A 26,257-nucleotide genomic window follows, 5' to 3' on the forward strand; every position below is an offset into this window, starting at 1 on the left:
GGCTCAGACCGTCTTGGCGATCCGGCTGGTCAGCAATGCCCAGCCCAGCAACAGCGTGCAGAGGATCAACAGCGGCCACGAACGCCATTGCAGGTAAGGCGTCAGTTGCTGCATCGGCACCACTTCGCCGTAGAGGATGGCGCGTTCGAACTGCGGAATCTGCGCGGTGATGCGACCGAACGGGTCGATCAGGCCGGTAACGCCGTTGTTGGTCGAACGGATCATCCAGCGTCCGGCTTCAAGGGCGCGCATCTGCGCCATCTGCAGGTGCTGCAGCGGGCCGATGGACTTGCCGAACCAGGTGTCATTGCTGATGGTCAGGAGGATGTCGCTGCGTGCCGCCAGGCTCGCGGCCAGTTCCGGGTAGACCACTTCGTAGCAGATGAACGGCGCAAGCTGGTAGCCCTTGGCCTGCAGCAGTGGCTGGTCGGCCGGGCCGCGGGCGAAGTCGGACATGGGCAGGTCGAAGAATTCGATCAGGCCGCGCAGCAGGTCTTGCAGCGGAACATATTCGCCGAAGGGCACCAGCTTCTGTTTCAGGTAGGTGCCGTCGCCTTCGCCGATCGCGGTGATGCCGTTGTAGTAGCGCCGCTGCTCGTGTTCGATCTGCCGCACCGGAACCCCGGTGATCAGCGCGGAATGCCGATCTCCGGCGAAGCCGCTCATCATGTCCAGATAGCCTTGCACCGAATCCTTGAACACCGGCACCGCGGTTTCCGGCCAGACGATCAGGTCAACCGGCTTGCTGGTGAAGCTCATGTCGCGGTACAGCTCCAGTTGACTGCGCAACTGGTTGGGTTCCCATTTCAGGCTTTGTTCTATGTTGCCCTGGATGGCCGCGACCTTCAGGGGATCGCCGGACGGCACGGTCCAGGCATGCCCCTTGAGCCCCAGGCCGATGGTCCACGGGCCGACCAGCAAGGCGATGCCGGCCGCGAGGAAGGCTTTGCGCTGGCGCAGAAGACGCAGGTTGCACAGCAGCGCGGCGGTCAATGCCAGCGTGAAGGACACCAGCCACATGCCGCCCACCGGCGCGAGGCCGGCGAGTGGGCCGTCAAGCTGGCTGTAACCGGCGTAGAGCCAGGGGAAGCCGGTCAGAAACCAGCCGCGGAAGGCTTCCTGGCCCAGCCACAGGGCGGCGAAGCCCAAGGCGTCGGCCAGTGGCGCTTCGTTGCGCCGCAGCCAGCGCGCCCAGAGCCAGGCGGGCAGGGCAAAGAACCAGGCGATGGAGGCGAAGAACGCGAGCATCAGCCCGCCGGCCAGCAGCGCCGAGGCACCGCCGTAGGTGTGGATACTGACGTAGATCCACCAGGTGCCGGCGGCGAACAGGCCGAAGCCGTAGCACCAGCCGCGACCTAGCGCCTGGCGCGGGCTCAGCTCGCGCAGGCCGAGGTAGAACAGACCCAGCGACAGCAAGGCCAGCGGCCAGATATCGAACGGCGCGAGCGCCAGCGGAGTCAGGGCGCCGGCCGCCACGGCCAGCAGGTTACCGGGCCAGCCGGGGCGGGTGATCCAACGCATGGTGGTCCTTAGCGGGTGACGGGAGTCAGGCGCAGCAGGTGTATCCGGCGGCTGTCAGCGTTGAGGATACGGAAGCGATACGGCCCGATTTCAGTGGTTTCGTTGCGCTTGGGCAGGTGCCCGAACGCGCTCATGACCAGGCCACCGACGGTGTCGAACTCGTCGTCGGAGAACTCGCTGTCGAAGAACTCGTTGAAGTTCTCGATCGGGGTCAGCGCCTTGATCAGGAAATCACCGCTGGGCAGCGGTTTGATGTAGCTGTCTTCCTCGACATCGTGCTCGTCCTCGATATCGCCGACGATCTGCTCCAGCACGTCCTCGATGGTCACCAGACCTGCCACGCCGCCGTATTCGTCGATGACGATGGCCATGTGGTTATGGTTGGCGCGGAACTCGCGCAGCAGGACGTTCAGGCGCTTGGATTCGGGCACGAAGGTGGCCGGGCGCAGCAGGTCCTTGATGTTGAAGCTGTCGCCGTTCTCCTTGAGGATCAGCGGCAACAGGTCCTTGGCGAGCAGGACGCCGAGGACATCGTCGTGGCTTTCGCCAACCACCGGATAGCGCGAGTGCGCGGCGTCGATGATCGCCGGGAGGAACTCGCGGGGCGACTGCGACGACTTGATGCTGATCATCTGCGAGCGCGGCACCATGATGTCGCGCACCTGCAGGTCGGCGACCTGGATGGCGCCTTCGACGATGGTCAGCGCTTCGCTGTCGAGCAGCTTGTTCTGGTGGGCTTCGCGCAGCAGCTCAAGGAGCTCCTGGCGGTTTTTCGGCTCATGGGCAAAAGCCTGGGTCAGTTTGCCCAGCCAGGACTTTTGCCCGTTGCTCGATCGATCTTCGCTCATGGCGGTTACTCGTGGTCCTTGCAGATATCGGTGTGAGGTGTGTCGTTTTCGTCGTCGGCATAAGGGTCCGGATGACCCAGTTCTGCTAGCAACGTTCGTTCCAGTGCTTCCATTTCCTCGGCCTCATCGTCATCGATGTGGTCGTAGCCCAACAGGTGCAGGCAACCATGGATGACCAGGTGCGCCCAGTGGGCTTCAAGGGACTTTCCTTGCTCGGCGGCTTCACGCTCGACCACTGCCACGCAGATCACCAGATCGCCCAGCAGCGGAATATCGAGCATGTCGTCGGGGACGTCGGCGGGGAAGGACAGTACGTTGGTGGCGTAGTCCTTGTGCCTGTACGTGTGATTCAGTTCGCGGGCTTCAGCTTCGTCCACCAGACGGATGGTCATTTCCGAGTCGGCAGTGCGCTGGCGCAGGGCCAGTTCGCACCAGCGGCGGAACAGGGCGTCATCGGGGGCGGCCGCTTCGGTCGCCCGTTGCAGGTCCAGTTCAAGCATTGCGCGGTTTGCCTTCAGCCTTGGCCTGCTGGTCTTCGAAGCGCTCGTAGGCTTCGACGATGCGTTGCACCAGTGGATGGCGCACCACGTCCTTGGGCTGGAAATGGGTGAAGGTGATGCCCGGCACGCCTTTGAGCACCTCGATGACATGGGCCAGGCCCGACTTGGTGCCACGCGGCAGGTCGACCTGGGTGATGTCACCGGTGATCACGGCGGTGGAGCCGAAGCCGATGCGGGTCAGGAACATCTTCATCTGCTCGACGGTGGTGTTCTGGCTCTCGTCGAGAATGATGAAGCTGTTGTTCAGCGTGCGGCCACGCATGTAGGCCAGCGGGGCGATTTCGATGACCTGGCGCTCGATGAGCTTGGTCACGTGCTCGAAGCCGAACATTTCATACAGGGCGTCGTACAGCGGGCGCAGGTACGGATCGATCTTCTGGGCCAGGTCGCCGGGCAGGAAGCCGAGTTTTTCACCCGCCTCTACCGCCGGGCGCACCAGCAGGATGCGTCGCACCTGTTCGCGCTCTAGCGCGTCCACGGCGCAGGCTACCGCGAGGTAGGTCTTGCCGGTACCGGCCGGGCCGATGCCGAAGTTGATGTCGTTGCCGAGGATTTCCTTGACGTAGCGTTGCTGGTTCAGCCCGCGCGGACGGATGGTGCCCTTGCGCGTGCGCAGCGAGACGCTGACTTCGTTGATGGCCGGGTTTTCCAGCGCTTCAACCGTGGATTCCTGGAGGTACAGATGGACCATTTCCGGCGACAGTTCAGTGGCCTTGGTCTCGCGATAGAGACGGCGCAGCAGTTGCTCGGCGGAGGAGGTGACCTTGGGCTCGCCAATCAATTCGAACTGGTTGCCGCGATTGCGGATTTCGATGGCCAGGCGTTGTTCGATCAGGCGCAGGTGCTCGTCGAACTGGCCGCACAGGTTGGCGAAACGGTGAGCTTCGAAGGGCTCGAGGATGAAACGATGGGGTTCGATGGGTGCGTTCAAGGTTGTTTTAAGCCGCCCTTGGGCAAGAAATATGTGGTGAAGGATAACCCCAGCCGCGTGCCTGCGAAAGCGCTGAAACGATCAATGGGTGGCGGGTTTGTCCGGGCCCGCCACCGTGCGCGATCATCGGGTGACCCAACGGGTGTACAGTGCAGGACCGGTGGCGGACTGTTCCCACGCCAGTGGTCCCAAGGGCCTGTGCTATAGTTCGCGCCCTCTTTGATTCCGATCTTGCCTGCCGAACATGACCAAGCGTGAAGCCCCCATCTACAAAGTGATCTTTCTCAATCAGGGTCAGGTATTCGAGATGTATGCCAAGCAGATCTACCAGAGTGATCTGTGGGGCTTTCTCGAAATAGAGGAATTCGTGTTCGGCGAGCGCACCCAGGTGGTGGTCGATCCCAGCGAAGAGAAGCTCAAGGCGCAGTTCGAAGGTGTCACCCGCAGCTTTGTGCCGATGCATTCGATCGTGCGAATCGATGAAGTCGAGCGCCTGGGTACGCCGAAGATCAGTGAGGCCAAGGGCGTCAGCAATGTGATGCCGTTCCCGATGCCTATCTCGGATAAGTAAGCCGGAGAAATAAGCCCGGATCAGGGCAGTGGCGAGAAGGGGGTGCGACCGTCGACGGTCTGCAGCTCCAGCAAATACTTGCGGAAGATCTGCCCGAGCACCTGGGTGGCGACTTCCAGTTCATCACGCTGCATCTGCGCCGCCACCTGGTCGGCCAGGTCCAGCGCATCCTCGGCGCCGTTGACCGCCGCCATCTTCAGCACGATATACGCCTGGACGTTATTGGCGGGGACGCCTTCGCCGCGGAAGAACATCGTGCCCAGTTGCAGTTGCGCGTCGGCGTGGCCTTGCAGCGAAGCCTGCTCGAAATAATTCAGGGCCTGATTGAGGTCGCGCGGAGTGTTCTTGCCATCGTGATAGAACTCACCCAGTTCGTATTGCGCCTGGGCATCGCCGGATTGCGCGGACTGCTTGCAGCGAGTCACCGCGTCGGCGAGTTCTTCTGGGGACGTGTTGAGGGTGCAGCGGCCCGTGGTGGGGATCAGCAACGAGTTACCGCCTGCCATGGCCAGCAGGGGCTGAAGTAGCAACAGGCAGCCCAGGACGAGGGCGCGGCCGGCGCGGTTCATGGTGATCGACTTACCTCTGCAAAGCTGCGGCCAAAGTGTGTCTGGTGGCACATTATGGGATAAGCAGCGCCAACCTTACAAAGTCTTTACCAGAATTTCTGTTAATGAGACGGAATTAACTGTCACGCCTTTGGTTAATTCTTAATAAACAGGGGCGAAAGTCTTACAAGCCATTGGCTTCAAGACTTTCGCCCCCGTTATGTTTGCCCGCTGTTTACTTCAGGCTGGCGAAGGCCCGCTCGGCGGCATCGAGAGTGATCTTCAGTTCGGTTTCGCCGTGGGCGATCGAGGTGAAGCCCGCTTCGAAGGCGCTTGGCGCCAGGTACACGCCGCCTTCCAGCATCAGGTGGAAGAAGCGCTTGAAGCGATCGGTGTCGCTGCCCATCACGTCTTCGAAGGTGACGATATCGTCGGCCCCGGTGAAGTACAGGCCGAACATGCCGCCCGCCTGGGTGGTGACGAACGGTACGCCCGCCGCGTCGGCGCGTTGTTGCAGGCCGTCCAGCAGGCGGCTGGTGAAGGCGCTCAGCTCGTCGTGGAAGCCCGGACGGCTGATCAGCTTCAGGGTGGTCAGACCGGCGGCCATGGCCAGCGGGTTACCGGACAGGGTACCGGCCTGGTAGACCGGGCCCAGCGGGGCGATCTGTTCCATGATGTGGCGCTTGCCACCGAAGCAGCCGACCGGCATGCCGCCGCCGACGATCTTGCCGAAGGTCGACAGGTCCGGAGTCACGCCGTAGTGCGCCTGGGCGCCGCCGAGGGCGACACGGAAACCGGTCATCACTTCGTCGAAGATCAGCACCACGCCGTGCTGGTCGCACAGGCTGCGCAGGCCTTCGAGGAAACCCGGCGCCGGCGGCACGCAGTTCATGTTGCCGGCCACCGGCTCGACGATGATGCACGCCACGTCCTGGCCCACTTCGGCCAGCATTTTCGCCACCGCGTCGATGTCGTTGAACGGCAGGGTCAGGGTGTGTTTGGCGAAGTCCGCCGGTACACCGGCCGAGCTTGGCACGCCCTGTGTCAGAAGGCCGGAGCCGGCTTTCACCAGCAGGCTGTCGGAGTGACCGTGGTAGCAGCCTTCGAACTTGATGATGCTGTCGCGACCGGTGAAGCCACGGGCCAGGCGGATGGCGCTCATGGTCGCCTCGGTGCCGGAGCTGACCATGCGCACCATTTCCATCGACGGCACCAGCGAGCAGACCAGATCGGCCATCTCGGTTTCCATCGCGGTCGGAGCGCCGTAGGACAGGCCGTGCTCCAGTTGCTTGCGCACGGATGCCAGCACGTCCGGGTGGCTGTGGCCGAGGATCATCGGGCCCCACGAGCCGACGTAATCGACATAACGCTTGTCGTCTTCGTCAGTGACGTAGGCGCCTTCGGCGTGTTTGAAGAACAGCGGGGTGCCGCCGACGCTGCGGAAGGCACGGACCGGCGAGTTGACGCCGCCGGGGATGTGTTTCTGGGCGTTGGCGAACAGGATTTCGGAACGGGACATGGTGGTCTCTCGCAAATCAGATACGGGTAAAGAGGGCGTTGAAGGCACGGGCGCGGCGGGTGACTTCTTGCGCGCTGTCGGCACCGAACAGGCCGTGGATCACCGCCAGCAGATCGGCGCCGTGCTCGACCAGCGGTGGAGCGTTCTCCAGGGTGATGCCGCCGATGACTGCGATCGGCAGTTTGATCCGCGTGCGGGCCTGCTCCAGCAACTCGACGTTGGCCGCCGGCGCGCCGGGCTTGGTCACCGAATTGAAGAAGCGGCCGAAGGCGACATAGCTGGCGCCTTCGCGGGCGGCCTGTTCGGCCAGATCAAGCTGGGCATGGCAAGTGGAACCGATGATTGCCTGGCGCCCGAGCAGGGTCCGCGCCGGGGTCAGCGGGCCGTCGGTCTGCCCCAGGTGCACGCCGACGCCCAGGCGCGCGGCCAGTTCAGCGTCGTCGTTGATGATCAGGTGGGTCTTGTAGCGCTCGCAGAGGTCGCGCAGGGCTTCGGCCTCGCGCAGGCGTTGCGCCTGGTTTTCGCTCTTGTCGCGGTATTGCAGCAGGGTCACCCCGCCTTCCAGCGCGGCCTCGACATAAGGCAGAAACCGGCCGGCCAGCAACTGGCTGTCGGTGATGGCATACAAACCGCGTAGCTTCATTACAGGCGCCTCACAGCAATCAGTGTTTCAGGAGCAGAAATCCAGGGGCAGGCGGCGGGGCACGAACTGGCCCTTGCCCAGTTGTTCGGCGTCGCGCAGGGTCCGCCAGGTGTAATCCAGCGCCGAGCGCACCGCGCTCGGCAGTTGCTCGCCAAGGGCCAGGCGGCCGGCGAGGGCGCTGGCCAGTGTGCAGCCGGAACCGTGGTAGCTGCCGGGCAGGCGCTGGCAGGTCCAGGTGGATTGCTCGCCGTCGCGGCTGTAAAGACGGTTGTGGATTTCGGTTTCTTCGCCGTGGCCGCCGGTGATCAGCAGGTGCTTGACGAACGGCAGGAGTTTTTCCGCGCATTCGTCGGCCGTGCCCTCGGGCAGTTCGGCGAGGATGCGTGCTTCGGGCAGGTTCGGCGTGGCGATGGTTGCCAGCGGCAGCAGGCGTTCGCGGATCGCGTAGCCAACTTCGTCCTTGCCCAGCCGACCGCCGCCACCGGCGCGCAGCACCGGATCGCAGACCACCGGCAGGTGCGGGTGCGCGCTGAGCAGTTCGACCACGGTCTCGACCATCTCCAGCGAACCGAGCATGCCGAGCTTGACCGCGGCGACCTCGGAATCAGCCAGGACGATGTTGGCCTGGGCCAGCACCCACTCGCGGTCGAGCACGCGGAAGTCCTGGACATTGACGGTATCCTGCACGGTCAGTGCGGTCACGGCCGGAGCGGCGTGACAGCCTTGCGCGATCAGGGCTTCGATATCTGCCTGCAAGCCGGCGCCGCCACTGGGGTCGTGGCCGGAGAGACAGAGGACAACGGGGCGGGAGCTGTAGATATTCATGGTGCGCGAGCTTACCACCAAACTCTTTTAGCGGGTTTGCCGCCGCGCGCGAGTTTTTTGATCGACCGGTCAGAAATATTTTGTTTTATGGCTGTGTAGGCCGGGATAGAGCGGCCGCCTTGAAATTCTCCGTGGTCGCTGGCAGCGCCGAGCGGCTATACTTGCGCGCTTCGAAATTGACATCAGGCACTGCCGGATTTCGTCGTCTCAAACGGACAGGAGGCATCGCGACGCGACCGTGCAGGCCACGCTGGGGCTGTATGCGCTATTTGCTGATCGTTCTGTTGGGCTGGCTTCCGTTGCTGGCCGATGCGGTGGAGTTCGACGACTCGACCCGAAACCTGCCCCTGGGCCGCGTCATGCAGGTGTTCGAAGACCACGACGGCAGTGCCTCCATCGCCCAGGTCAGTGCGCCATCCTTTGCCACCCACTTCCAGCCGCACCAGGCTGATGTGCTCAACGCCGGTTATTCCAAGTCCGCGTTCTGGCTGAAAATCGACCTCCACTACAACGCCATGCCCCAGGCCGCGCCGCGCACCTGGCTGCTCGAGCTCGCCTACCCGCCGCTGGACCACCTTGAGCTGTATTTGCCGGACGCCGGCGGCAGTTATCGCCTGGTCCAACGCACCGGCGATGCGCTGCCGTATGCCAGCCGACAGATCGCCCAGAACAACTACCTGTTTGAACTGCCCTTGCAGCCGGACCAGTCGCTGACCGTTTATCTGCGCCTGCAAAGCGAAGGCTCGGTGCAGGCGCCGCTGACGCTGTGGTCCAGCCAGGCCTATGTGGAAGCCCTGCCGGCGAAGATCTATGTGCTCGGGCTGATCTACGGCGTGCTGCTGGGGATGCTGGTCTACAACCTGTTCATCTATGTCAGCGTGCGCGACACCAGTTACCTCTGGTACATCCTTTATATCGCCTCGTTCGGTCTCTATCAGTTGTCCGTCAACGGTGCGGCGGTGGCCTATTTCTGGCCGGACAGCCCGTGGTGGGCGAATGCCGCGACGCCGCTGTTCATCGGCGCTGCCGGCCTGTTCGGTTGCCAGTTCGCCCGCAGTTTCCTGCAGATGTCCCGCCACAGCCGGGCCTTCGACCGTCTGCTGCTGGGGCTGGTGATCTGCTCGGCGCTGGTGATGTTGATGTCGCTGGCGTTCAGCTACGGCCTCGCTTTGCGCCTGGCCACCGCGCTGGCGCTGGCCTTCACCCTGTGCATCTTTGCCGCCGGCGTGTTCGCCTGGCGGCGAGGCATGCGGGTAGCGCGCTACTTCATCATCGCCTGGTCGGCGTTCCTGCTCGGTGGCCTGGTCAACACGCTGATGGTGCTCGGCTACCTGCCCAACGTCTTCCTCACCATGTACGCCAGCCAGATCGGCGCGGCGCTGGAGGTTGGCCTGCTGTCGCTGGCCCTGGCCGACCGGATCAACGGCATGCGTGACGAACAGGCACGAACCCTGCGCGAAGCCGGTCATGCGCTGGAGCAAATGAACCAGCAACTGGCCCACAGCAACCGCCTCAAGGATCAATTCCTCGCCACCGTGACCCACGAACTGCGCACCCCGATGAACGGCGTGATCGGCTCGCTGGAACTGATGCAGACGCTGCCGCTGGAAGCCGAGCTGGGCCACTACCAGCACACCGCCAGTGTTGCTGCGCAGAACATGATGCGCATGGTCGATGACATCCTCGTCCTCACTGAACTGCAGGCCGGCCGGCTGGCCGCGCGCAACGAGCCGTTCAGCCTGCGTGGCCTGCTGCATGAATTGCGCGGGCGGTTCCACCCGACAGCCCTGGACAAGGGCCTGCTGCTGAACCTGGACGCGGCGGAAGAACTGCCGGACCGGATCGTCGGCGACCGGCACAAGCTGGCCCTGTGCCTTGGCCACCTGCTCGACAACGCCCTCAAGTTCACCCACCGCGGCGGCGTCAGCCTGCAGGTGCGGGGTGGCCGGGCGCAGGGGCAGTCGCTGCACTTGAGTTTCGTCGTGCGCGACAGCGGCATTGGCTTCGCCGCGCTGGACGAGACCCTGCTGTACCAGCGTTTCTTCCAGGTCGATGGCTCGATGAGCCGTGAATACGGCGGGCTCGGTATTGGCCTGGCGATCTGCCGGAAGCTGGCCGGGCTGATCGATGCCCGATTGCAGCACAGCTCGGTGCCGGGCGAGGGCAGCCGCTTCGAACTCGATGTAGCGGTGACCCTGGCAGCGCCGCAGGTCGACGCCCACGGGCAGGTGTCATATCGCGGCTAGTGTGGCGTTTATGTCACTTTGACCCTGGCGTAGGGCGTGATTCACTGGCTTTTTCAGACACGTCCTATCGATCAGGAGCCCCCGCATGAACCTGCATCAGTACGCTGAAACCCACGAAGTCACCAACCAGCCGCCGTCCCTCGATGGCGCCAACCTCTACCGCCTCGACCTGCCGTTGCAGGAATGGAGTCGCAGGTTCGGGGCCGGTTGGGCCGAGTCGCGGATCGATGCCTACGGTGCCCTTGCCGGCGGGCCACTGATGGAGGCGGGTTTTCTCGCCAACCAGAACAAACCGCAGTTCGTCAGCCACGACCGCTACGGCCACCGGATCGATCTGGTGGAGTTTCATCCGGCCTATCACGAACTGATGCGCACGGCCGTCGAACACGGCCTGCCGTCACTGCCCTGGACCGACCCGCGGGAAGGCGCGCATGTCGCCCGCGCCTCTATGACCTACCTGCACAGCCAGGCCGAAGCCGGCAGTGGCTGCCCGCTGACCATGACTTTCGCCGCGGTGCCGGCGCTGAAACTGCAGCCGGAGCTGGCGCACTACTGGCTGCCCAAGGTGCTGGCCACCGAGTACGACCCACGCAATGTCGGCGACCGGCACAAGGCCGGGGTCACCATTGGCATGGCGATGACCGAGAAACAGGGCGGCACCGACGTGCGGGCCAACACCACCCGGGCCTACCCGGTGGGTTCGCCGGGGCCGGGCCAGGCCTACGAGCTGGTCGGCCACAAGTGGTTCTGTTCGGCACCGATGTGCGACGCCTTCCTTACCCTGGCGCAGACCGAAAAGGGCCTGAGCTGCTTCCTGCTGCCGCGCCATCGCCCGGATGACCAGCGCAACGAGTTCTACGTGCAGCGCCTGAAGAACAAGCTCGGCAACTGGTCCAACGCGTCCAGCGAAGTCGAGTTTCGCGGCGCCCTGGCCTGGATGATCGGCGAGGAAGGCCGCGGCGTGCCGACCATCATCGAGATGGTGGCGATGACCCGCTTCGATTGCATGGTCGGCTCCAGCGCGTTGATGCGCCAGGCCCTGACCCAGGCGGCCCATCACTGCGCGCACCGTCAGGTCAGCGGCCGCCTGTTGGCGGAACAGCCGCTGATGCAAAACGTGCTGGCGGACCTCGCGCTGGAAAGCGAAGCGGCGCTGGCCCTGAGCCTGCGCATGGGCCACGCCCTCGACCATCTCGACGATCCGCACCAGGCCCGCTTCGCCCGGCTGGTGACGGCGGTGGGCAAGTATTGGATCTGCAAACGCGCCCCGGCGATGATCAACGAGGCCGCCGAATGCATGGGCGGCGCCGGTTATGTCGAAGACAGCATTCTCCCGCGGCTGTACCGCGAGGCGCCGGTGAACTCGACCTGGGAAGGCTCGGGCAACGTCCAGTGCCTGGACGTGCTGCGGGCGTTGTCCAAAGAGCCGGGTGTTCTCGACAGCCTGTTCGCCGAACTCGGCGACGGCCACGGCGACCCGCGTCTGGCCGCGCATATCGGCAACCTCAAGGCGGCGTTCGCCGACACCGGCGATATCCAGTACCGCGCCCGGCAACTGGTCGAAGAAATCGCCGTCGGTCTGCAGGCCAAGCTGCTGCTGGAGGCGGGCAACGCCACGGTGAGCGACGCCTTTATCGCCAGCCGGCTCAGTGGCGGCGGGCGGGTCTATGGCACCTTGCCGCGAGGCGTGGACGTCGCCGCGCTGGTGCAACGGGCCACGCCGGCCTGGCCGCTCTGAACGGGCGTGCCTTTGGCCGCGGATGTAGGCAAGATGGAAACCTGCATGTCAGACAGGAAGTAACCAGTGAGCCGTTTTGATGAAGCCTTCGTTGTCGTAGAAACCGCCGAGCAAGCTGTCGATCGCCTCGCGGCCCTGCACGAAAACGCGACTACCGCCTTGAGCCAGGCGCTCAAGCGCTACCTGAAGGACCGTACCGAGCCGGATGCGGACGAGCGTGCGCAGTTCCGCTATCCCGAACTGCGCCTGACCTATCACTACAACGGTGAGGTCGCCGCCACCACCCGGGCCTACGCCAAGGTCCAGTTGCCGGGCACTTATAGCGTCACCGTGACCCATCCGGCGGCGTTCCGAGGCTACCTGCTGGAGCAACTGCGCCCGTTGATGCAGGACTTCACCGTCACCGTCGAAGTGGGCGTCAGCGAACAGAACATTCCTTACCCCTACGTGGTCGAGCAGGGCGATGAACTGGCCGGCACCGGCATCACCGCCGCGGCGCTGGCGCGGGTGTTCCCGAGCACCGACCTGTCCGCCGCCACCGATGGTATCGCTGACGGCCTGTACGACTGGGGCAGCGCCGAGACCCTGCCGCTGGCGCTGTTCGACGCCGCGCGGGTGGACTTCTCGCTGCGCCGCCTGGTGCATTACACCGGCAGCGACTGGCGCCATGTGCAGCCGTGGATCCTGCTGACCAACTACCACCGCTACGTCGACCAGTTCATCAGCCATGGCCTTGAACAATTGCGCGACGACCCGCGCTTCGTGCGCATGGTCCTGCCGGGCAACGTCATCATCGAAAAGGCCATGGACAACGGCGAGGCCCAGGCGCTGGTGGCCGGGGTGGTCTGGCACCGCTACCAGATGCCGGCCTATCACCTGATCGCCGCCGATGGCGATGGTGTCACCCTGGTCAACATCGGCGTCGGCCCGTCCAACGCCAAGAACATCACCGACCACCTGGCGGTGCTGCGTCCGCATTGCTGGCTGATGATCGGCCACTGCGGCGGCCTGCGGCAGTCGCAGACCATCGGTGACTACGTGCTGGCCCACGCCTACATGCGGCGCGACGGCATTCTCGACCGCGTGGTGCCGCCGAACATTCCGATCCCGGCCCTGGCCGAAGTGCAGATGGCCTTGCAGGAAGCGGCGGCGCAGGTCACCGGCGAACGTGGCGACGAACTGAAGAAACGCCTGCGCACCGGCACCGTGCTGACCTACGACGACCGCAACTGGGAACTGCGCTGGGCTCAGGAACGACCGTTGATCAACCTGTCGCGCGCCGTGGCGGTGGACATGGAAAGCGGCACCATCGCCGCTCAGGGTTATCGCTTGCGGGTGCCGTACGGCACGTTGCTGTGCGTCTCCGACAAGCCGCTGCACAGCGAGATCAAGCTGCCGGGCGCGGCCAACGCCTTCTACAACCGCGCCGTCAGCCAGCACTTGAAGATCGGCATCGCCGCCCTCGATCTGCTGCGCACCGAACTGAACTCGCTGCACTCGCGTAAACTGCGCAGTTTTGACGAGCCGCCGTTCCGCTGAGGCCCCATGCCGTTACCCCCACGCTCCACGCCGCGCCGCCCCGCGGCAAAACCCGCCGGTCCGCGACGCCCGCCCAAGGCGCCGCCGGCCGAGTCGCGGTTGATCCTGTTCAACAAGCCTTTTGACGTGCTGACCCAATTCAGCGACGGCGAGGGGCGGGCGACCCTCAAGGATTTCATCGCGGTGCCCGGCGTCTATCCCGCCGGTCGCCTCGATCGCGACAGCGAAGGCCTGCTGCTGCTGACCAACGACGGCCAGTTGCAGGCGCGCATCGCCGACCCGAAGCACAAGCTGCCAAAAACGTATTGGGTGCAGGTGGAAGGCGAGCCGAACGAAGAGCAGATCCAGCGCCTGCGCGACGGCGTCGAACTGAATGACGGCATGACCCTGCCGGCCCAGGCCCGGCAACTGCAAGAGCCGGACCTCTGGCCACGCAATCCGCCGGTGCGGTTTCGCAAGAGCGTGCCGACCTCTTGGCTGGAGTTGATCATCAAGGAAGGGCGTAACCGCCAGGTGCGACGAATGACCGCGGCGGTGGGGCTGCCGACCCTGCGTCTGGTGCGGGTCAGGATCGGCGACTGGACTGTGGACGGGCTTGAGCCAGGCCAGTGGAAGGAAGTGCCTGCGAAGCGCTGAGGCTTACTGATGAAGCTCGATCCAGGTGATCACCACGCTCTTGATGACGAAGGCGAGGACACCCAGGCCGAGCGCGAAAAACAGGATGAACGTGCCGAGTTTGCCGGCCTTGGACTTCTTTGCCAGGTCCCAGACGATGAAGCCCATGAAACCAATCAGGATGGTGACGAGGATGGTCATCATCCACTCTTCGAACAACACAGGATCCATCGATTTTCTCCGGCGGCGTGAGGCGCGCAAGTATACGCCTCACCCTCAGGGCTGACTAACGCAGGTGCGTCAGCGGCAGCTCCGTACTGGCCAACACTTGATTCAGGACAAAGCTTGAGCGAACGCTGGTCACGCCCTCGATACGGGTCAGGTGACCGAGCAGCAGTTTCTGGTAATGATCCATGTCCGGCACCACCACTTTGAGCTGGTAGTCGGCGTCCATCCCGGTGACCAGGCTGCATTCCAGTACCTGCGGCAGGTTGCGGATCGCCGCTTCGAAGGTCTCGAAACGCTCGGGTGTGTGTCGGTCCATGCCGATCAGCACGTAGGCAGTCAGGCTCAGGCCGAGCTTTTTGCGGTCCAGCAGCGCGACCTGGCGGGAGATGAAACCGTCGTCTTCCAGTTGCTTGACCCGTCGCGAGCAGGGCGAGGGCGACAGCCCGATGCGCTCGGCGAGTTCCTGGTTGGAGATGCGTGCGTCGCGCTGCAATTCGGCGAGAATGCTCAGGTCATAGCGGTCCAGCTTGCTCATCGATCAGGCCTTTTCTGTTTGAATTGCTGACAATTATTAATATTTAGTAAAAAATTGCGCAAGTGGTGTTTTTTTCCGCAATCTTCGCAATCCTCTATCACCTCTATTTTCCTATGATTGTTTCCAGAATCACTGCCCGGACACACGTCCACGGCGACTGACTCAATCAGGACAGTCGCGGCCAGCAATCCCACAGGGTTGTGCTTGGCCCCCGGGCTACACACGGTCCACAAGACAGGTGTGAGGTGAGCCGGCGTCACAAGCGCCGAGCCAGGACAAAATTCTCAAAGGGCGACCCAACGGTCGCCCTTTTTTAATGTCCGAGATTTCATCTGGCGACCGGAACTGCGCCTGCTAGAGTGGCGCTGTGATCATTTCCTACGATGAAAGAGGAACAGCATGACCTTGCGTATCTGGCCGTTGGTGGGTGTCGGCGTGCTCTGCCTGAGCCTGGGCGTCCATGCCGATGACGAGCGGGATCACCGCGGGCCTTCGGAGTCCCGAGGTGGCGAGCAGCACCAGCAGGGATCGCCGCTGGGCCAGCGGCCTGACGAGGTGCGACAGACCCAGCCGCCGCGCCAGGGCCATTACCAGGACATCCCCCGGCGCAACGAGGGTAATCCGAACTGGCAGGGCAACCAGGGCGGTCAACGGCCGCAGCAGCCGAGCTGGAACGGCCGCCCCAGCGGGCATGGCAATGGCTGGGGCCCGGGACCGCAATACCGGCCGGGACACACCATCGACCGTTTCCCTGATCGTTTTTCGCGGGTGCCGTATCGCGGCCAGGACTACTTTTTCTCTGGCGGCTACTGGTATCGCCCGCATGGCGGCGGCTACGTCGTGGTGACCCCGCCTTACGGCGTGCGGGTGAGCTACCTGCCGGATTACGCCCGCGAGATGTGGATCGGCGGGGCGTTGTTCTTCCTGGTGGCGGACACCTATTACCAGTACCTGAATGACAGCCGCGACTACGTGGTGGTCAATCCGCCGCAGGTCCAGCAGCCGGTGCCGGTGCAGGGCAGTGGCTATGACGTGATCGCCTATCCGATGCAGGGCCAGCCGCCGCAGCAGGTCGAGCAGGACCGCTACCAATGCCATCGCTGGGCGGTGGAGCAGAGTGGTTTCGACCCGGCCTATGCCAACCAGGCGCCACCGGTGCAGGTGGCGGACACCTATCGGCGGGCGATGGGGGCTTGCATGGCGGGGCGGGGGTATAGCGTCAACTGATCTTGGGGCTCAATCGCTGGCGTGTCGGGGTGCCGAACCGCCGCGATTGAGGCCCTGGAGATCACCCCTAAACCGGATCCGCATGTACCAGCACCTCGGCCCGCGGATACTCCCGTGTGATCGCCGCTGCCGCGTCCTCGCACAACCCGTGCGCCTGGGTCAGCGGCAACGCCCCCGGCAATTCCAGATGCACCTGCACGAACCAGCGATTTCCCGAAACCCGCGTGCGCAGGTCATGCGCCCCGGCCACGCCCGGCACCGCACACACCAGACCGAGCATCCGCTCGCTGACATCCGCCGGCAATTCCTCATCCATCAGCGTGGCAAAGCTCTCGCGAGCGATGGTCAGCGCGCTCCAGAGGATGTAGACCGCAATCCCCAAGCCGAAAAACGCATCCAGTTGCGGCCAGCCAAACGCTGCCAGCAACAGGGCGACGAGGATGCTGCCGTTGAGCAGCAGGTCGGAACGGTAATGCAGCGAATCAGCCCGCACCGCCGTGGAGCCGGTGATGCGGATCACCCGCGCTTGCACCATCAGCAGCGCCACGGTGAGCACCAGCGACAACACCATCACCGCCACGCCCAGCCCGGCATTGCCCAGCGGCTGAGGGTTCTGCAGCCGCTCCACGGCCTGAAACGCGATCAGCACCGCACTGACACTGATAAACAGCGCCTGCGCCATGCCCGCCAGCGCTTCGGCCTTGCCGTGCCCGTAACGGTGATCTTCATCGGCGGGGCGCAGCGCGTAATGCACGGCGATCAGGTTGAGAAAGGACGCGGCGCCGTCGAGCAGCGAATCGGTCAGGCCGGCCAGCAGGCTGACCGAGCCGCTGAGCCACCAGGCGATCGCCTTGCTGACGATCAGGATGCACGCCACCGCCAGCGAAGCGCGGGTGGCGAGGCGCAGCAGGCGAGCGTGCTCGGCGGAGGTGGTGGTCATGTCAGGCGGCAGGAACCAGGCCGTACATCGCCAGTTGTTCGGTGCTGCCTTTGTGCTGGATCAGGCGTGGGTCGTTCAGCGGCAGACGCTGGCCCAGTTCGCTTTCGATAATGGCTTGCAGGCGGGTGTTGTCCACTTTGCCGTCAGCGCCGATGGCTTCGTTGAGCTTCTCTGGCGAGACTTGCGCGGTGCTGCCGCCCGGCAGGTAGATCGCGCCGCTGGCGAAGTCGATGCCGAAGGCGATCAGGCCGGGGATCACATAGAAGAGGATGCCGACCGCGTCGAGGGCGACGATCACCGGGTCGATCTTGCCTTCGATCTGGCCGCGGCGGTCGGGGTAGAACAGGGTGCCGCAGGCCGTGAGCTGGGTCAGCAGGGCCGCGATCAGGGCGCCGCCAGTGACACGGGAAGAAATACGCATTGAGAGTCTCCGCAATGAAAGCCGCAACGATACCGGCAAAAGGCCGGCTTCAGGGGATAAGACCATGATAGGGCAGGGTGGGTTCGCCGTTATACTCGCCCCATTGTTTGAGGGCTACCATGATTTCCTTACCGATTGATGCCGTTCTGCCAGCGCTGCGCGAAGCCTTGGCGCAACGCCACGAAGCCGTGCTCGAAGCACCGCCTGGCGCCGGCAAGACCACCCGCGTACCGCTGGCGCTGCTGAACGAGCCGTGGCTGGCCGGGCAGACCATCCTGATGCTCGAACCACGGCGCCTGGCCGCCCGCGCTGCCGCCGAACGACTGGCCAGCGAACTGGGCGAAAAGGTGGGCGAGACGGTCGGTTATCGCATCCGCCTGGACAGCAAGGTCGGCCCGCGCACGCGCATCGAAGTGGTCACCGAAGGCATCCTCACCCGCCGTCTGCAGGACGATCCGGCGCTGGAGGGCGTCGGCCTGCTGATCTTCGACGAGTACCACGAACGCAGCCTTGATGCCGACCTCGCCCTGGCCCTGAGCCTCAATGGTCGCGAACTGCTGCGCGATGATTCGCCGCTGAAAATCCTGCTGATGTCCGCGACGCTGGAGGGTGAACGCCTGTCGGCGCTGCTCGACGACGCCCCGGTGATCAGCAGCGAAGGCCGCATGTTCCCGGTGCAGATGCGCTGGAGCCGGCCGTTCCAGCCAGGCGAGTACATCGAGCCACGGGTTGTGGACACGGTGCTGCAGGCGCTGGACGACGAAAGCGGCAGCCTGCTGGTGTTCCTGCCGGGTCAGGCCGAGATTCGCCGCGTGCATCAGTCCTTGCAGGACGCACTGGATGGCCGCGCCGACGTCCTGTTGTGCCCGCTGCATGGTGAACTTGACCTGTCCGCCCAGCGCGCCGCCATCGAGCCGGCCCCGGCGGGCACGCGCAAGGTGGTGCTGGCGACCAACATCGCCGAGACCAGCCTGACCATCGATGGCGTGCGGGTGGTGGTGGATGCCGGCTTGGCGCGGGTGCCGCGTTTCGACCCGGGCAGCGGCATGACCCGCCTCGATACCCAGCGTATTTCCCGCGCCAGCGCGACCCAGCGTGCGGGTCGCGCCGGGCGTCTGGAGCCGGGCGTGTGTTACCGGCTGTGGTCCGAGGCCCAGCACGAGCAACTCGCGGCCTATGGCACCGCGGAAATCATCCAGGCCGACCTCTCCGGGCTGGCCCTGCAACTCAGCCGCTGGGGCGTGACCCCGGCGCAATTGCGCTGGCTCGATGTACCGCCCGCCGCCGCGTACGCCCAGGCCCAGGACCTGCTCCTGCGCCTGGGCGCGCTGACGGCGGAGCGCCTCGGCCTCACCGCGCACGGCCAGGCGATGGCCGAACTGCCGGCGCATCCGCGTATCGCCCACCTGTTGCTGCGCGGCCAGGACCTGGGGTTGACCGCGATGGCCTGTGATGTCGCCGCCTTGCTCGGCGAGCGCGACATTCTTCGCGGTGCGGGCGCCGACCTGCACAGCCGCTTGAGCCTGCTCAGCGGCGAAACCCGCGCCAACCGTGGCGGCCAAGGTGGCGTGCAGCGGGCGCGGCAGTTGTCGCGCCAGTACCGTGGCTATCTGCGGGGCAAAGCCGGCGCCGCCGTCGCCGACCCGGATCACCCGCGCTGGCTCGGCGCGCTGCTGGCGCTGGCCTACCCGGACCGGGTGGCCCAGCAGCGCCGCGCTGGCGGCGCGGAGTACCGGCTGGCCAATGGTCGCGCCGCGCAGTTCGGCGAGGCCGATGCCTTGATGAAAGAGCCCTGGTTGGTGGTCGCCGATCTCGGCAGCCGCCAGGGCCAGCGCGAAGAGCGCATCTACCTGGCCGCCGAGCTTGATCCGGCGCTGTTCGATGACGTGCTCGCCGAGCAGGTCAGCGTGGTCGAGCAACTGGAGTGGGATGAAAAGGAAAACGTCCTGCGCGCCGAGCGCCAGCGCAAGCTTGGCGAACTGGTACTCAGCCGCGAACCGCTGACCGGCCTGGACGCCGACGCCCGTGCCCGCGCCTTGCTCGACCTGGTGCGACGCAAGGGCTTGGCGCTACTGTCATGGACCCCGGAACTGCGCCAGTGGCAGGCGCGGGTGACGCTGCTGCGCCAACTCGATCTCGCCGCGGGGGCTGAGAGCGAATGGCCGGACCTGAGCGACGACGCCTTGCTGGCGACCCTGCCGGACTGGCTGCAGCCGTATCTCGGCAAGGTCACCCGCCTGAGCCACTTCGCCCAGCTCGACCTCTCCTCGATCCTGCGCAATTTGCTGCCGTGGCCGCTACCGCAGCGCCTGGACGAATGGGCGCCGGTGCATATCAGCGTGCCCTCGGGTTCGAACATCCGCGTCGATTACAGCGAGCACCCGCCGGTGCTGGCGGTCCGCATGCAGGAACTGTTCGGCCTGGCCGACACGCCGCGCATCGCCCAAGGTCGGCAGACGGTCTTGCTGCACCTGCTGTCGCCAGCGCGGCGGCCAGTGCAGGTGACCCAGGACCTGGCGAACTTCTGGCGCAGTACCTACGCCGAAGTGAAGAAGGATTTGAAGGGGAGGTATCCGAAGCACTACTGGCCGGATGATCCGCTGGTGGCGGAAGCAACGGCGCGGGCCAAGCCGCGGGGGACCTGAGTGCGCCGTAAAGCGCACTCAGGTTTCAGGTGACTCTCAGCCAGCTTCCGAAAAGTCAGCAACCTGCACGTTGCGCCGGAAGCCGCTGGTCAGCACCAGCAGGTAGACCACGCCAACGCTGAACCAGGCCAGGCCGATGCTCAGGGTCAGGGCGGACAGGCTGGTCCACAGCCACAGCGTCAGGGCCAGGCCGACCAGCGGCACCACGCCGTGCAGCAGCAGGTTTTTCGGCTGGCCTTTGGCGAACAGGTGGGTGCGCAGCACGGCCATGTTCACCGCCGAGAAGGCCACCAGTGCGCCGAAGCTGATCAGTGACGCCAGCGTTCCCAGGTCGATGACCAGCGCCACCAACGAAATCAGCGACACCAGCAGGGTCGCGTTGACCGGGGTGCCGAAGCGCGCCGACAGGGTGCCGAAGCAGCGCTCCGGCAGCAGCTTGTCGCGGCCCATGCTGTAGATGATCCGCGAGACGGCCGCTTGCGAAGCCAGTGCCGAGCCCAGGCTGCCCGCCACGAAAGCCGCGGTGAAGAAGTTGGCGAGGAACTGGCCGCCGACCGTGAACATCACTTCATTGGCGGCGGTGTCGGCGTTTTCGAAGTGGCTGCCCGGGATCGCCAACTGGCTGAGGTAGGCCAGCAGGGTGAACAGCACGCCCGCCGCCAGGGTGGTCAGCATGATCGCGCGCGGCACGGTGCGGCGGGCGTCACGGGTTTCCTCGGCGAGGGTCGATACGGCGTCGAAGCCCAGGAACGACAGGCACAGGATCGCGGCGCCAGCCATCAGCGGGTTGAAGCCAGGCTGACTACCGTCGCCCAGCAGCGGCGAGAGGTAATCGACAGGTCCGGCATTGCCCAGTGAGTTACAGGACAGGGCCACGAACACGACGATGAAAATCACCTGCGCGCCGACGATCAGGTTGCTCGCCTTGGCCACCGAGCGGATCCCGAGGACGTTGAGCACGGTCACCAGGGCGATCGACACCAGGACGAAAACCCAGGCCGGAATGGCGGGGAAGGCGATGTTCAGGAACAGCCCGATCAACAGGTAGTTGATCATCGGGATAAACAGGTAATCGAGCAGCAGCGACCAGCCGGCGAGGAAGCCGACATTCGAGCCGAAGGCGATATTGGTGTAGGAGTAAGCCGAACCCGCTACCGGAAAGCGGCGAACCATGATGCCGTAGGACGCGGCGGTGAAGAGCATGGCGGCGAGGGTCACCAGGTAGGCGCCTGCGGTTCTGCCACCGGTGGTTTCGGTCACGATGCCGTAGGTGGTGAAGATGGTGAGCGGCACCATGTACACCAGCCCGAAAAAGACCAGGGCGGGCAGCCCGAGCACGCGACGAAGCTGTTCGTCACCCTTCGCGGTGAGGGTGTGTTGGGTAGTGGTCATCTGGAGTCCCGTTATTTTTTTTATACGGTTGCACGCATGAAACTGCGCGGCGGCGATACCTGCCGAACGTGTCCTGTGTGCGGGCTAGGCTAGCAGCCGGGGACAAAGCACCGTAAGCGAATTGATAGTGCATGCGCGCAAGGTGTGATTGCCGAGATGCCCGGTCTAGAGCGCTAGCGCCTTCAGGCGTTGAACCCCAGTGCCGCCGAAATCTCCCCGCTCGCCGCCAGCAGGGCATCGAGAAACGCCTCCTGCGCTGCGGGCGTGTTCATCACCGCATCCGGCCCGGACAGGTTGATCGCGGCGGTGATGGCGCCGCTGTGATCGCGGATCCCGGTGGCGATGGCGGTGGAGTAATCCGAGCGGTGCAGCACCCAGCCGCGCTCGCGGTCCTGGGCGATCAACTGACGCAGTTCCGGCAGGGTGCGGGGCGCTGGCGGCGGGTAGTCGTCCAGGCGCACGTGCTGGTAAAGCTGGCTCAGTTCGTTGTCGTTCAAGGCCGTCAGCAGTACCCGGCCCAGGGCTGTGCCGTGACAGGGCAGGCGGGTCCCGATGGGGATGTTCACCGTCAGGCGCTGCGGGGCGAAGGCGCGGTAGATGTAGAGGCTGTCGGTTTGTTCGCGAATGCTCAGGTGACAGGACAGCGAGGTGCGGTCACGCAGGTCGTTGAGGTGGGGCATGGCGACTTCGACGATGTCGCGGCTGGCGAGGTAGGCGAAGCCGTCGGAGATGACCCGGCTGCCCAGTTCGAAATCGCTGCGCCCGACCTTGCGCAGGTAGCCCATGTCCACCAGCGTTTGCACGATGCGGTAGACGGCGGAGGGGCTGACCGCCAGGCGCTCGGCCATGTCCTGCATGCTCAGGGTGCGCTGGCGAGCGTTGAACATGCCGAGGATGGCGAGGCCGCGTTGCAGCGCGGGGACGTGGTAGTCGGTGGGTTCGATGGCGGTCATTGGGGTCTCCTGAGAGGGCCGCAGAGCGGCCCCAAAATAGATCAGCCAAGCAAACTCTCAAGGCTCACCGGCAACCCCCCAAACTCCCCCATCGCATCCAGCAGCGCGTCCTGGAAATACGCCAACGAAGCCCGATCAAAAAGAATGTGGAACCGCGCCAACTCCGCGTTCCCGGCATTGATCACAATCGCATTGAGCCGCGCCACCGAGGTCTGCGCCACGCTCCCCACAGGGAAGGCTTCGCTGCGCAGGTCGACGCCGCACAGCTTGGCCATCACCTCGGCAACATGCCGCCCGGACAACTGCACCCAGGCATGGCTGTCCTGGCGCGGCAGCAGATAATTGCGCTGCTCGCTGAACTGCCAGCCAGCTTCTTCGGTGGCAATGCGCTCGCCGCGATCCACCAGGCTGCCCAGCAGCAGATACTCGGTATGCGACAGCCGTGCCACCAGCGTGCCGTCGGCGAGAAACACGGCCTGGTTGGGTGCCGGCTGCAGTTCGTAGCCACGCTGTTGCAGCCAGGCGGCGGCATCGGCGCCGCGAAAGCCCACTCGCGGCAGGTCGGTCAGGTCGATGAGCGCGCAGCGCTCGATAGGGTTGAGGCTGGTCATGGCTCAGAGCTCCTGGCGCTGGTTGGCGGGGTCGTAGAACGGCAGTTTCACCACGGTGGCCTGGACCACTTCGCCGCCTTCGACGCGGATCGGAATGCGCATGCCCGGTTCGGCCTGGTCGGCGCCGGCGTAGGCCAGGCCGATGATCTGGCCCAGCGTCGCGGAGTACTCGCAGGAGGTGACGTTGCCGCTGATGTCCGCACCGCTGAGCACCAAGTGACCTTCCAGCGGCTGGCTGCTGCCCTTGGGCAGGCTGAAGCCCACCAGTTTGCGCTTGAGCGGCTGGCGTTCGAGGATCTCGATGGAGCGCTTGCCGACGAAGAACGGCTTCTTGCGACCGATCGCCCACTGCATGTCGATCTCGCCGGGGTGGGTCATGCCGTCGGTGTCCTGGCTGATGATTACGTGGCCTTTTTCCAGGCGCAGCAGGCGCTGGCTTTCCACGCCGAACGGACGAATGCCGAACGCGGCGCCGGCTTCCATCAGCACGTCCCAGAGTTTGCCGCCATGGCGCGCCGGCACATGGATCTCGTAGCCCAGCTCACCGACGAAACCGACCCGCATCAGCCGCGCCGGAATTCCCGCCACGCGGCCAGTGCGCACCGCCAGATAAGGGAAACCCTCGGCGGACAGATCGACGTCCGCGCAGACCTTCTCCAGCACCTTGCGCGACAGCGGCCCCGCCACGTTCACCGCGGCCAGGGCGGCGGTGACGTTGGTGATGTCGACGTCCAGGCGCCATTGCGCGTTCCACTTGAGCATCTGCTGGTAGATGCGGTCGACGCCGCTGGTGGTGGCGGTGACGTAGAAGTGGTGTTCGGCCATGCGCGCGATGACGCCGTCGTCGATCACCACACCATGCTCGTTGGTCATCAGGCCATAGCGGGTGCGGCCGACTGGCTGTTTTTTGAACGGCATGGTGTACATGCGCTCCAGCAACTCGGCGGCATCCGCGCCGCGCACGTCGAGGCCGCCGAGGGTCGAGACGTCGATCAGGCCGACCTTCTCGCGCACCTGGCGAACCTCGTCCTGCATGCAGCGCTCGCGCTCGCCGGGCTGGCCGTAAAAGGCCGGGCGCTGCCAGATGCCGGCGGGCATCAGTTTGGCGCCGGCGGCGACATGACGGCTGTGCATGGCGGTCTGCCGATACGGGTCGAACGCGCGGCCGGCGACATGGGCGAGTTTTTCCGCTTCGAACGGCGGACGGGCGGTGGTCACCCCGGTTTCGCTGATGCTGCGCTGGGTCGCCTGGGCGACCAGTCGCGCGGTCGGCAGCGCCGAGTGGCGGCCCTGGGACGGGCCCATGCCGACCGTGGAGAAGCGCTTGACCAGTTGCACGTCGCGGTAGCCGCTGCGGGTGGCGTTGACGATATCGCGCACTTGCAGATCTTCGTCGAAGTCGACGAAATCCTTGCCCTTGGGGTGGGCGAAGATCGGCCAGTCGAAATTGACCCGCGCCTCGCCGGCGAAGGTGACGTCGCCGATGCCCGGCGCCAGTCCCAGCGCCTGCACGGCGGCGGCGGCAACCCGGCTGCCGTCGAGCAGCACGTTGTCCAGTTGATGGCGGCCATTCACCGAACCGGCGACGGTCAGGCCGTCGGGCAGCCCGCTGATGGCGAACTCGGCGCGCTGTTCGTCGTAGGCCAGCTTGCCGCCCGCCTGGCACAGCAACTGGTAGACCGGCATGTAGCCGGCGGACATGCACAGCAGGTCGCAGTCCAGCGTCAGGCCCTGTTCGGCGACCTGGCCCTGGGCGGTGATGCGGCGAATGTCCACGCCGCTGACGTGGCGCATGCCTTTGTCGTGCAGCGCTTCATAGACGGTGCTGCTGACATGCACGGGGATGCCCTGTTTCTCCAGCGCGACTTTCAGTGCCATGTCGGCGGGTTGCTGGCGCATGTCCACCAGCGCCGCGACTTTCACGCCCTGTTCGGCGAGGTCGAGGGCGGCGAGGTAGCCGTCGTCGTTGCCGCTCAGCACCACTGCGCAGTTGCCCGGCTTGACCGCGTACAGCTTCATCAGCCGTTGCGCGGCGCTGGCGAGCATGACGCCCGGCAGGTCGTTGTTGCGGAACACCACCGGCTGGTCGAAGGACCCGGCGGCGACGATGCACTGCTTCGCCCGCACCTTGTACATGCGCCGGCCCTGGATCACCGGCAGGTAGTTGTCGGTAAACCAAGCGTTGCAGGTGGCCTGGGTCAGCACCTGGATATTGGCGTGACCTTGCACCGCGTCCACCAGTTCGCGGCGCAGGGTGTGCGCACGCTGGCCGTCGGCGTCGAAGCGGGCGTAGGTCAGCGAGCCGCCGAGCAGCGCCTGCTGTTCCACCAGCAGCACCCGCGCCCCGGCATTGGCGGCGGTGAGGGCGGCGCTGAGTCCGGCGGGGCCGGCGCCGATGATCGCCACATCAACAAACAGGTAAGCCTTGTCGTAGTACTGCGGCTTGAAGTTCAGGTCGAGCACGCCGAGGCCGGCTTTCTTGCGGATCAGCGGCTCCCAGACTTTCCACATGCCCTTGGGCTTGTAGAACGAGCGGTAGTAGAAACCCACCGGCATGAAGCGCGAGAACTTGCCCAGGTACGCGTCCTTGTCGTTGTCCAGCGAGCCGTTGAAGTTCTGTCCGGTGACGGTCATGCCGGCGTCGATGGCGTGCGCGTCGGCCAGCACGTTGGGTTCGTCCGGCAGTTGCACCAGGGTGTTGGCGTCTTGCCCGGCCATGGTCAGCGGGCCGCGCGGGCGGTGGTATTTGAACGAGCGCGAGAGCAGCCAGCGGCCATTGGCGAGCAGGGCGCTGGCGATGCTGTCGCCGGCGAAGCCCTGGTAGTCGGTGCCGTCGAAACTGAAACGCAGGGGCTGCTCGCGGTCGATCAGCAGGCCCATCGGAGCGGGGAGGCGGTTCATCCGGCGATCTCCTCGGTGCGCGGGGCGAACTCGACCCGCTGGGTGAAGATTTCCTTCGCGTCGAAGGTGCGAATGATCTGGTCGGTGACGGTGTGGCGCTCGGCGAGGAACCAGTAGCTGGAGGCGTTGTGCAGCCACCACTCGCGGACGACGCCGGCGAGGTTGTCGCTGTTGAACACGTAGTCGGCCCATTCGGTGTCGCTGCAGGTGGCCGGGTCGGGCATCGCCTTGAACTCGCCACCGTAGGTGAACTCGCTGATGTTTCTCGGCCCGTTGAGCGGGCAGTGCATGATTTTCATG

At 65.1% G+C, this 26,257-nt stretch carries 24 protein-coding genes; 7 read left to right on the top strand and 17 right to left on the bottom strand.

The window, feature by feature from the left end:
• Window positions 1-3: 3 nt before the first annotated feature.
• Genes lnt through NTD82_RS12535 form a run of 4 tightly spaced genes read right to left on the bottom strand, consistent with a single transcriptional unit; the run spans window position 4 to window position 3,860 of the window.
• A complete protein-coding gene (gene lnt / locus NTD82_RS12520) occupies window positions 4-1,521 on the bottom strand; it encodes an apolipoprotein N-acyltransferase (protein WP_262128955.1) in 1,518 nt (505 codons plus the stop codon).
• A gap of 8 nt (window positions 1,522-1,529) precedes the next feature.
• Window positions 1,530-2,369, bottom strand: coding sequence for an HlyC/CorC family transporter (locus NTD82_RS12525; RefSeq protein WP_095159310.1), 840 nt, complete (start codon window positions 2,367-2,369; stop codon window positions 1,530-1,532).
• A gap of 5 nt (window positions 2,370-2,374) precedes the next feature.
• Window positions 2,375-2,869, bottom strand: a complete 495-nt coding sequence (gene ybeY / locus NTD82_RS12530; protein ID WP_262128957.1) for an rRNA maturation RNase YbeY — start codon at window positions 2,867-2,869, stop codon at window positions 2,375-2,377.
• On the bottom strand, window positions 2,862-3,860 hold the full coding sequence (locus NTD82_RS12535; protein WP_095159308.1) for a PhoH family protein: 999 nt from the start codon (window positions 3,858-3,860) through the stop codon (window positions 2,862-2,864). The genes ybeY and NTD82_RS12535 overlap by 8 nt, the downstream gene beginning before the upstream one ends.
• Window positions 3,861-4,104: 244 nt before the next feature.
• Between NTD82_RS12535 and NTD82_RS12540 the strand changes: the two genes are divergently transcribed.
• A complete protein-coding gene (locus NTD82_RS12540; protein ID WP_095159307.1) occupies window positions 4,105-4,431 on the top strand; it encodes a DUF1820 family protein in 327 nt (108 codons plus the stop codon).
• 20 nt (window positions 4,432-4,451) lie between these two features.
• Here NTD82_RS12540 and NTD82_RS12545 read toward each other — a convergent pair whose 3' ends face one another.
• The 4 genes from NTD82_RS12545 to NTD82_RS12560 form a co-directional block, all read right to left on the bottom strand.
• The gene (locus NTD82_RS12545) at window positions 4,452-5,000 is read right to left on the bottom strand and encodes a tetratricopeptide repeat protein (protein WP_095159306.1); all 549 of its coding nucleotides are present in this window, start codon (window positions 4,998-5,000) and stop codon (window positions 4,452-4,454) included.
• A 214-nt stretch (window positions 5,001-5,214) separates the two neighbouring features.
• Window positions 5,215-6,498 carry a glutamate-1-semialdehyde 2,1-aminomutase gene (gene hemL / locus NTD82_RS12550; protein WP_262128961.1) on the bottom strand — a complete coding sequence of 428 codons (1,284 nt, stop codon included), beginning with the start codon at window positions 6,496-6,498 and terminating at the stop codon, window positions 5,215-5,217.
• A gap of 16 nt (window positions 6,499-6,514) precedes the next feature.
• The gene (gene thiE, locus NTD82_RS12555) at window positions 6,515-7,141 is read right to left on the bottom strand and encodes a thiamine phosphate synthase (RefSeq protein WP_262128962.1); all 627 of its coding nucleotides are present in this window, start codon (window positions 7,139-7,141) and stop codon (window positions 6,515-6,517) included.
• A 27-nt stretch (window positions 7,142-7,168) separates the two neighbouring features.
• Complete coding sequence (locus NTD82_RS12560) at window positions 7,169-7,966, bottom strand: hydroxymethylpyrimidine/phosphomethylpyrimidine kinase (RefSeq protein ID WP_262128963.1); 798 nt, start codon at window positions 7,964-7,966, stop codon at window positions 7,169-7,171.
• Between the two features lie 260 nt (window positions 7,967-8,226).
• Here NTD82_RS12560 and NTD82_RS12565 point away from each other — a divergent pair, with 260 nt between their 5' ends.
• The 4 genes from NTD82_RS12565 (at window position 8,227) to NTD82_RS12580 (ending at window position 14,125) form a co-directional block, all read left to right on the top strand.
• Window positions 8,227-10,212, top strand: a complete 1,986-nt coding sequence (locus tag NTD82_RS12565) for a sensor histidine kinase (protein WP_262128964.1) — start codon at window positions 8,227-8,229, stop codon at window positions 10,210-10,212.
• An 85-nt stretch (window positions 10,213-10,297) separates the two neighbouring features.
• Window positions 10,298-11,950, top strand: a complete 1,653-nt coding sequence (locus tag NTD82_RS12570; RefSeq protein ID WP_262128965.1) for an acyl-CoA dehydrogenase family protein — start codon at window positions 10,298-10,300, stop codon at window positions 11,948-11,950.
• Window positions 11,951-12,016: 66 nt separating this feature from the next.
• Window positions 12,017-13,489, top strand: coding sequence for an AMP nucleosidase (amn, locus tag NTD82_RS12575; RefSeq protein WP_095159300.1), 1,473 nt, complete (start codon window positions 12,017-12,019; stop codon window positions 13,487-13,489).
• A gap of 6 nt (window positions 13,490-13,495) precedes the next feature.
• Window positions 13,496-14,125: a pseudouridine synthase gene (locus tag NTD82_RS12580; RefSeq protein ID WP_262128966.1), complete on the top strand. Its 630-nt coding sequence runs from the start codon at window positions 13,496-13,498 to the stop codon at window positions 14,123-14,125.
• 3 nt (window positions 14,126-14,128) lie between these two features.
• Here the strand turns inward: NTD82_RS12580 and NTD82_RS12585 are convergent, their stop codons facing one another.
• Both NTD82_RS12585 and NTD82_RS12590 read right to left on the bottom strand, forming a co-directional pair.
• Window positions 14,129-14,335, bottom strand: a complete 207-nt coding sequence (locus NTD82_RS12585) for a DUF2788 domain-containing protein (RefSeq protein ID WP_095159298.1) — start codon at window positions 14,333-14,335, stop codon at window positions 14,129-14,131.
• 55 nt (window positions 14,336-14,390) lie between these two features.
• On the bottom strand, window positions 14,391-14,867 hold the full coding sequence (locus tag NTD82_RS12590) for an Lrp/AsnC family transcriptional regulator (protein ID WP_009394930.1): 477 nt from the start codon (window positions 14,865-14,867) through the stop codon (window positions 14,391-14,393).
• A gap of 399 nt (window positions 14,868-15,266) precedes the next feature.
• Between NTD82_RS12590 and NTD82_RS12595 the strand changes: the two genes are divergently transcribed.
• Window positions 15,267-16,094 (top strand): DUF6515 family protein, encoded by an 828-nt coding sequence (locus NTD82_RS12595; RefSeq protein WP_262128967.1) that lies wholly within the window; start codon window positions 15,267-15,269, stop codon window positions 16,092-16,094.
• A gap of 67 nt (window positions 16,095-16,161) precedes the next feature.
• Here NTD82_RS12595 and NTD82_RS12600 read toward each other — a convergent pair whose 3' ends face one another.
• Window positions 16,162-17,034, bottom strand: a complete 873-nt coding sequence (locus tag NTD82_RS12600) for a cation diffusion facilitator family transporter (protein ID WP_262128968.1) — start codon at window positions 17,032-17,034, stop codon at window positions 16,162-16,164.
• Between the two features lies 1 nt (window position 17,035).
• Window positions 17,036-17,455: a polyribonucleotide nucleotidyltransferase gene (locus NTD82_RS12605; protein WP_095159295.1), complete on the bottom strand. Its 420-nt coding sequence runs from the start codon at window positions 17,453-17,455 to the stop codon at window positions 17,036-17,038.
• A gap of 119 nt (window positions 17,456-17,574) precedes the next feature.
• Between NTD82_RS12605 and hrpB the strand changes: the two genes are divergently transcribed.
• On the top strand, window positions 17,575-20,100 hold the full coding sequence (hrpB, locus tag NTD82_RS12610) for an ATP-dependent helicase HrpB (RefSeq protein WP_262128969.1): 2,526 nt from the start codon (window positions 17,575-17,577) through the stop codon (window positions 20,098-20,100).
• Window positions 20,101-20,136: 36 nt separating this feature from the next.
• Here the strand turns inward: hrpB and NTD82_RS12615 are convergent, their stop codons facing one another.
• The 5 genes from NTD82_RS12615 to NTD82_RS12635 form a co-directional block, all read right to left on the bottom strand.
• Window positions 20,137-21,492: an APC family permease gene (locus tag NTD82_RS12615; RefSeq protein ID WP_262128970.1), complete on the bottom strand. Its 1,356-nt coding sequence runs from the start codon at window positions 21,490-21,492 to the stop codon at window positions 20,137-20,139.
• A 182-nt stretch (window positions 21,493-21,674) separates the two neighbouring features.
• The gene (locus tag NTD82_RS12620) at window positions 21,675-22,445 is read right to left on the bottom strand and encodes an IclR family transcriptional regulator (protein ID WP_095159292.1); all 771 of its coding nucleotides are present in this window, start codon (window positions 22,443-22,445) and stop codon (window positions 21,675-21,677) included.
• Between the two features lie 41 nt (window positions 22,446-22,486).
• Window positions 22,487-23,056 carry a sarcosine oxidase subunit gamma gene (locus tag NTD82_RS12625; protein WP_262128971.1) on the bottom strand — a complete coding sequence of 190 codons (570 nt, stop codon included), beginning with the start codon at window positions 23,054-23,056 and terminating at the stop codon, window positions 22,487-22,489.
• 3 nt (window positions 23,057-23,059) lie between these two features.
• Window positions 23,060-25,957 carry an FAD-dependent oxidoreductase gene (locus NTD82_RS12630; protein ID WP_262128972.1) on the bottom strand — a complete coding sequence of 966 codons (2,898 nt, stop codon included), beginning with the start codon at window positions 25,955-25,957 and terminating at the stop codon, window positions 23,060-23,062.
• Window positions 25,954-26,256 (bottom strand): sarcosine oxidase subunit delta, encoded by a 303-nt coding sequence (locus tag NTD82_RS12635; RefSeq protein WP_095159289.1) that lies wholly within the window; start codon window positions 26,254-26,256, stop codon window positions 25,954-25,956. Before NTD82_RS12635 ends, NTD82_RS12630 begins: the two co-directional genes overlap by 4 nt.
• Window position 26,257: the final 1 nt, after the last annotated feature.

This window comes from Pseudomonas sp. 5P_5.1_Bac1, from assembly GCF_025466015.1.
Lineage (GTDB): Bacteria > Pseudomonadota > Gammaproteobacteria > Pseudomonadales > Pseudomonadaceae > Aquipseudomonas.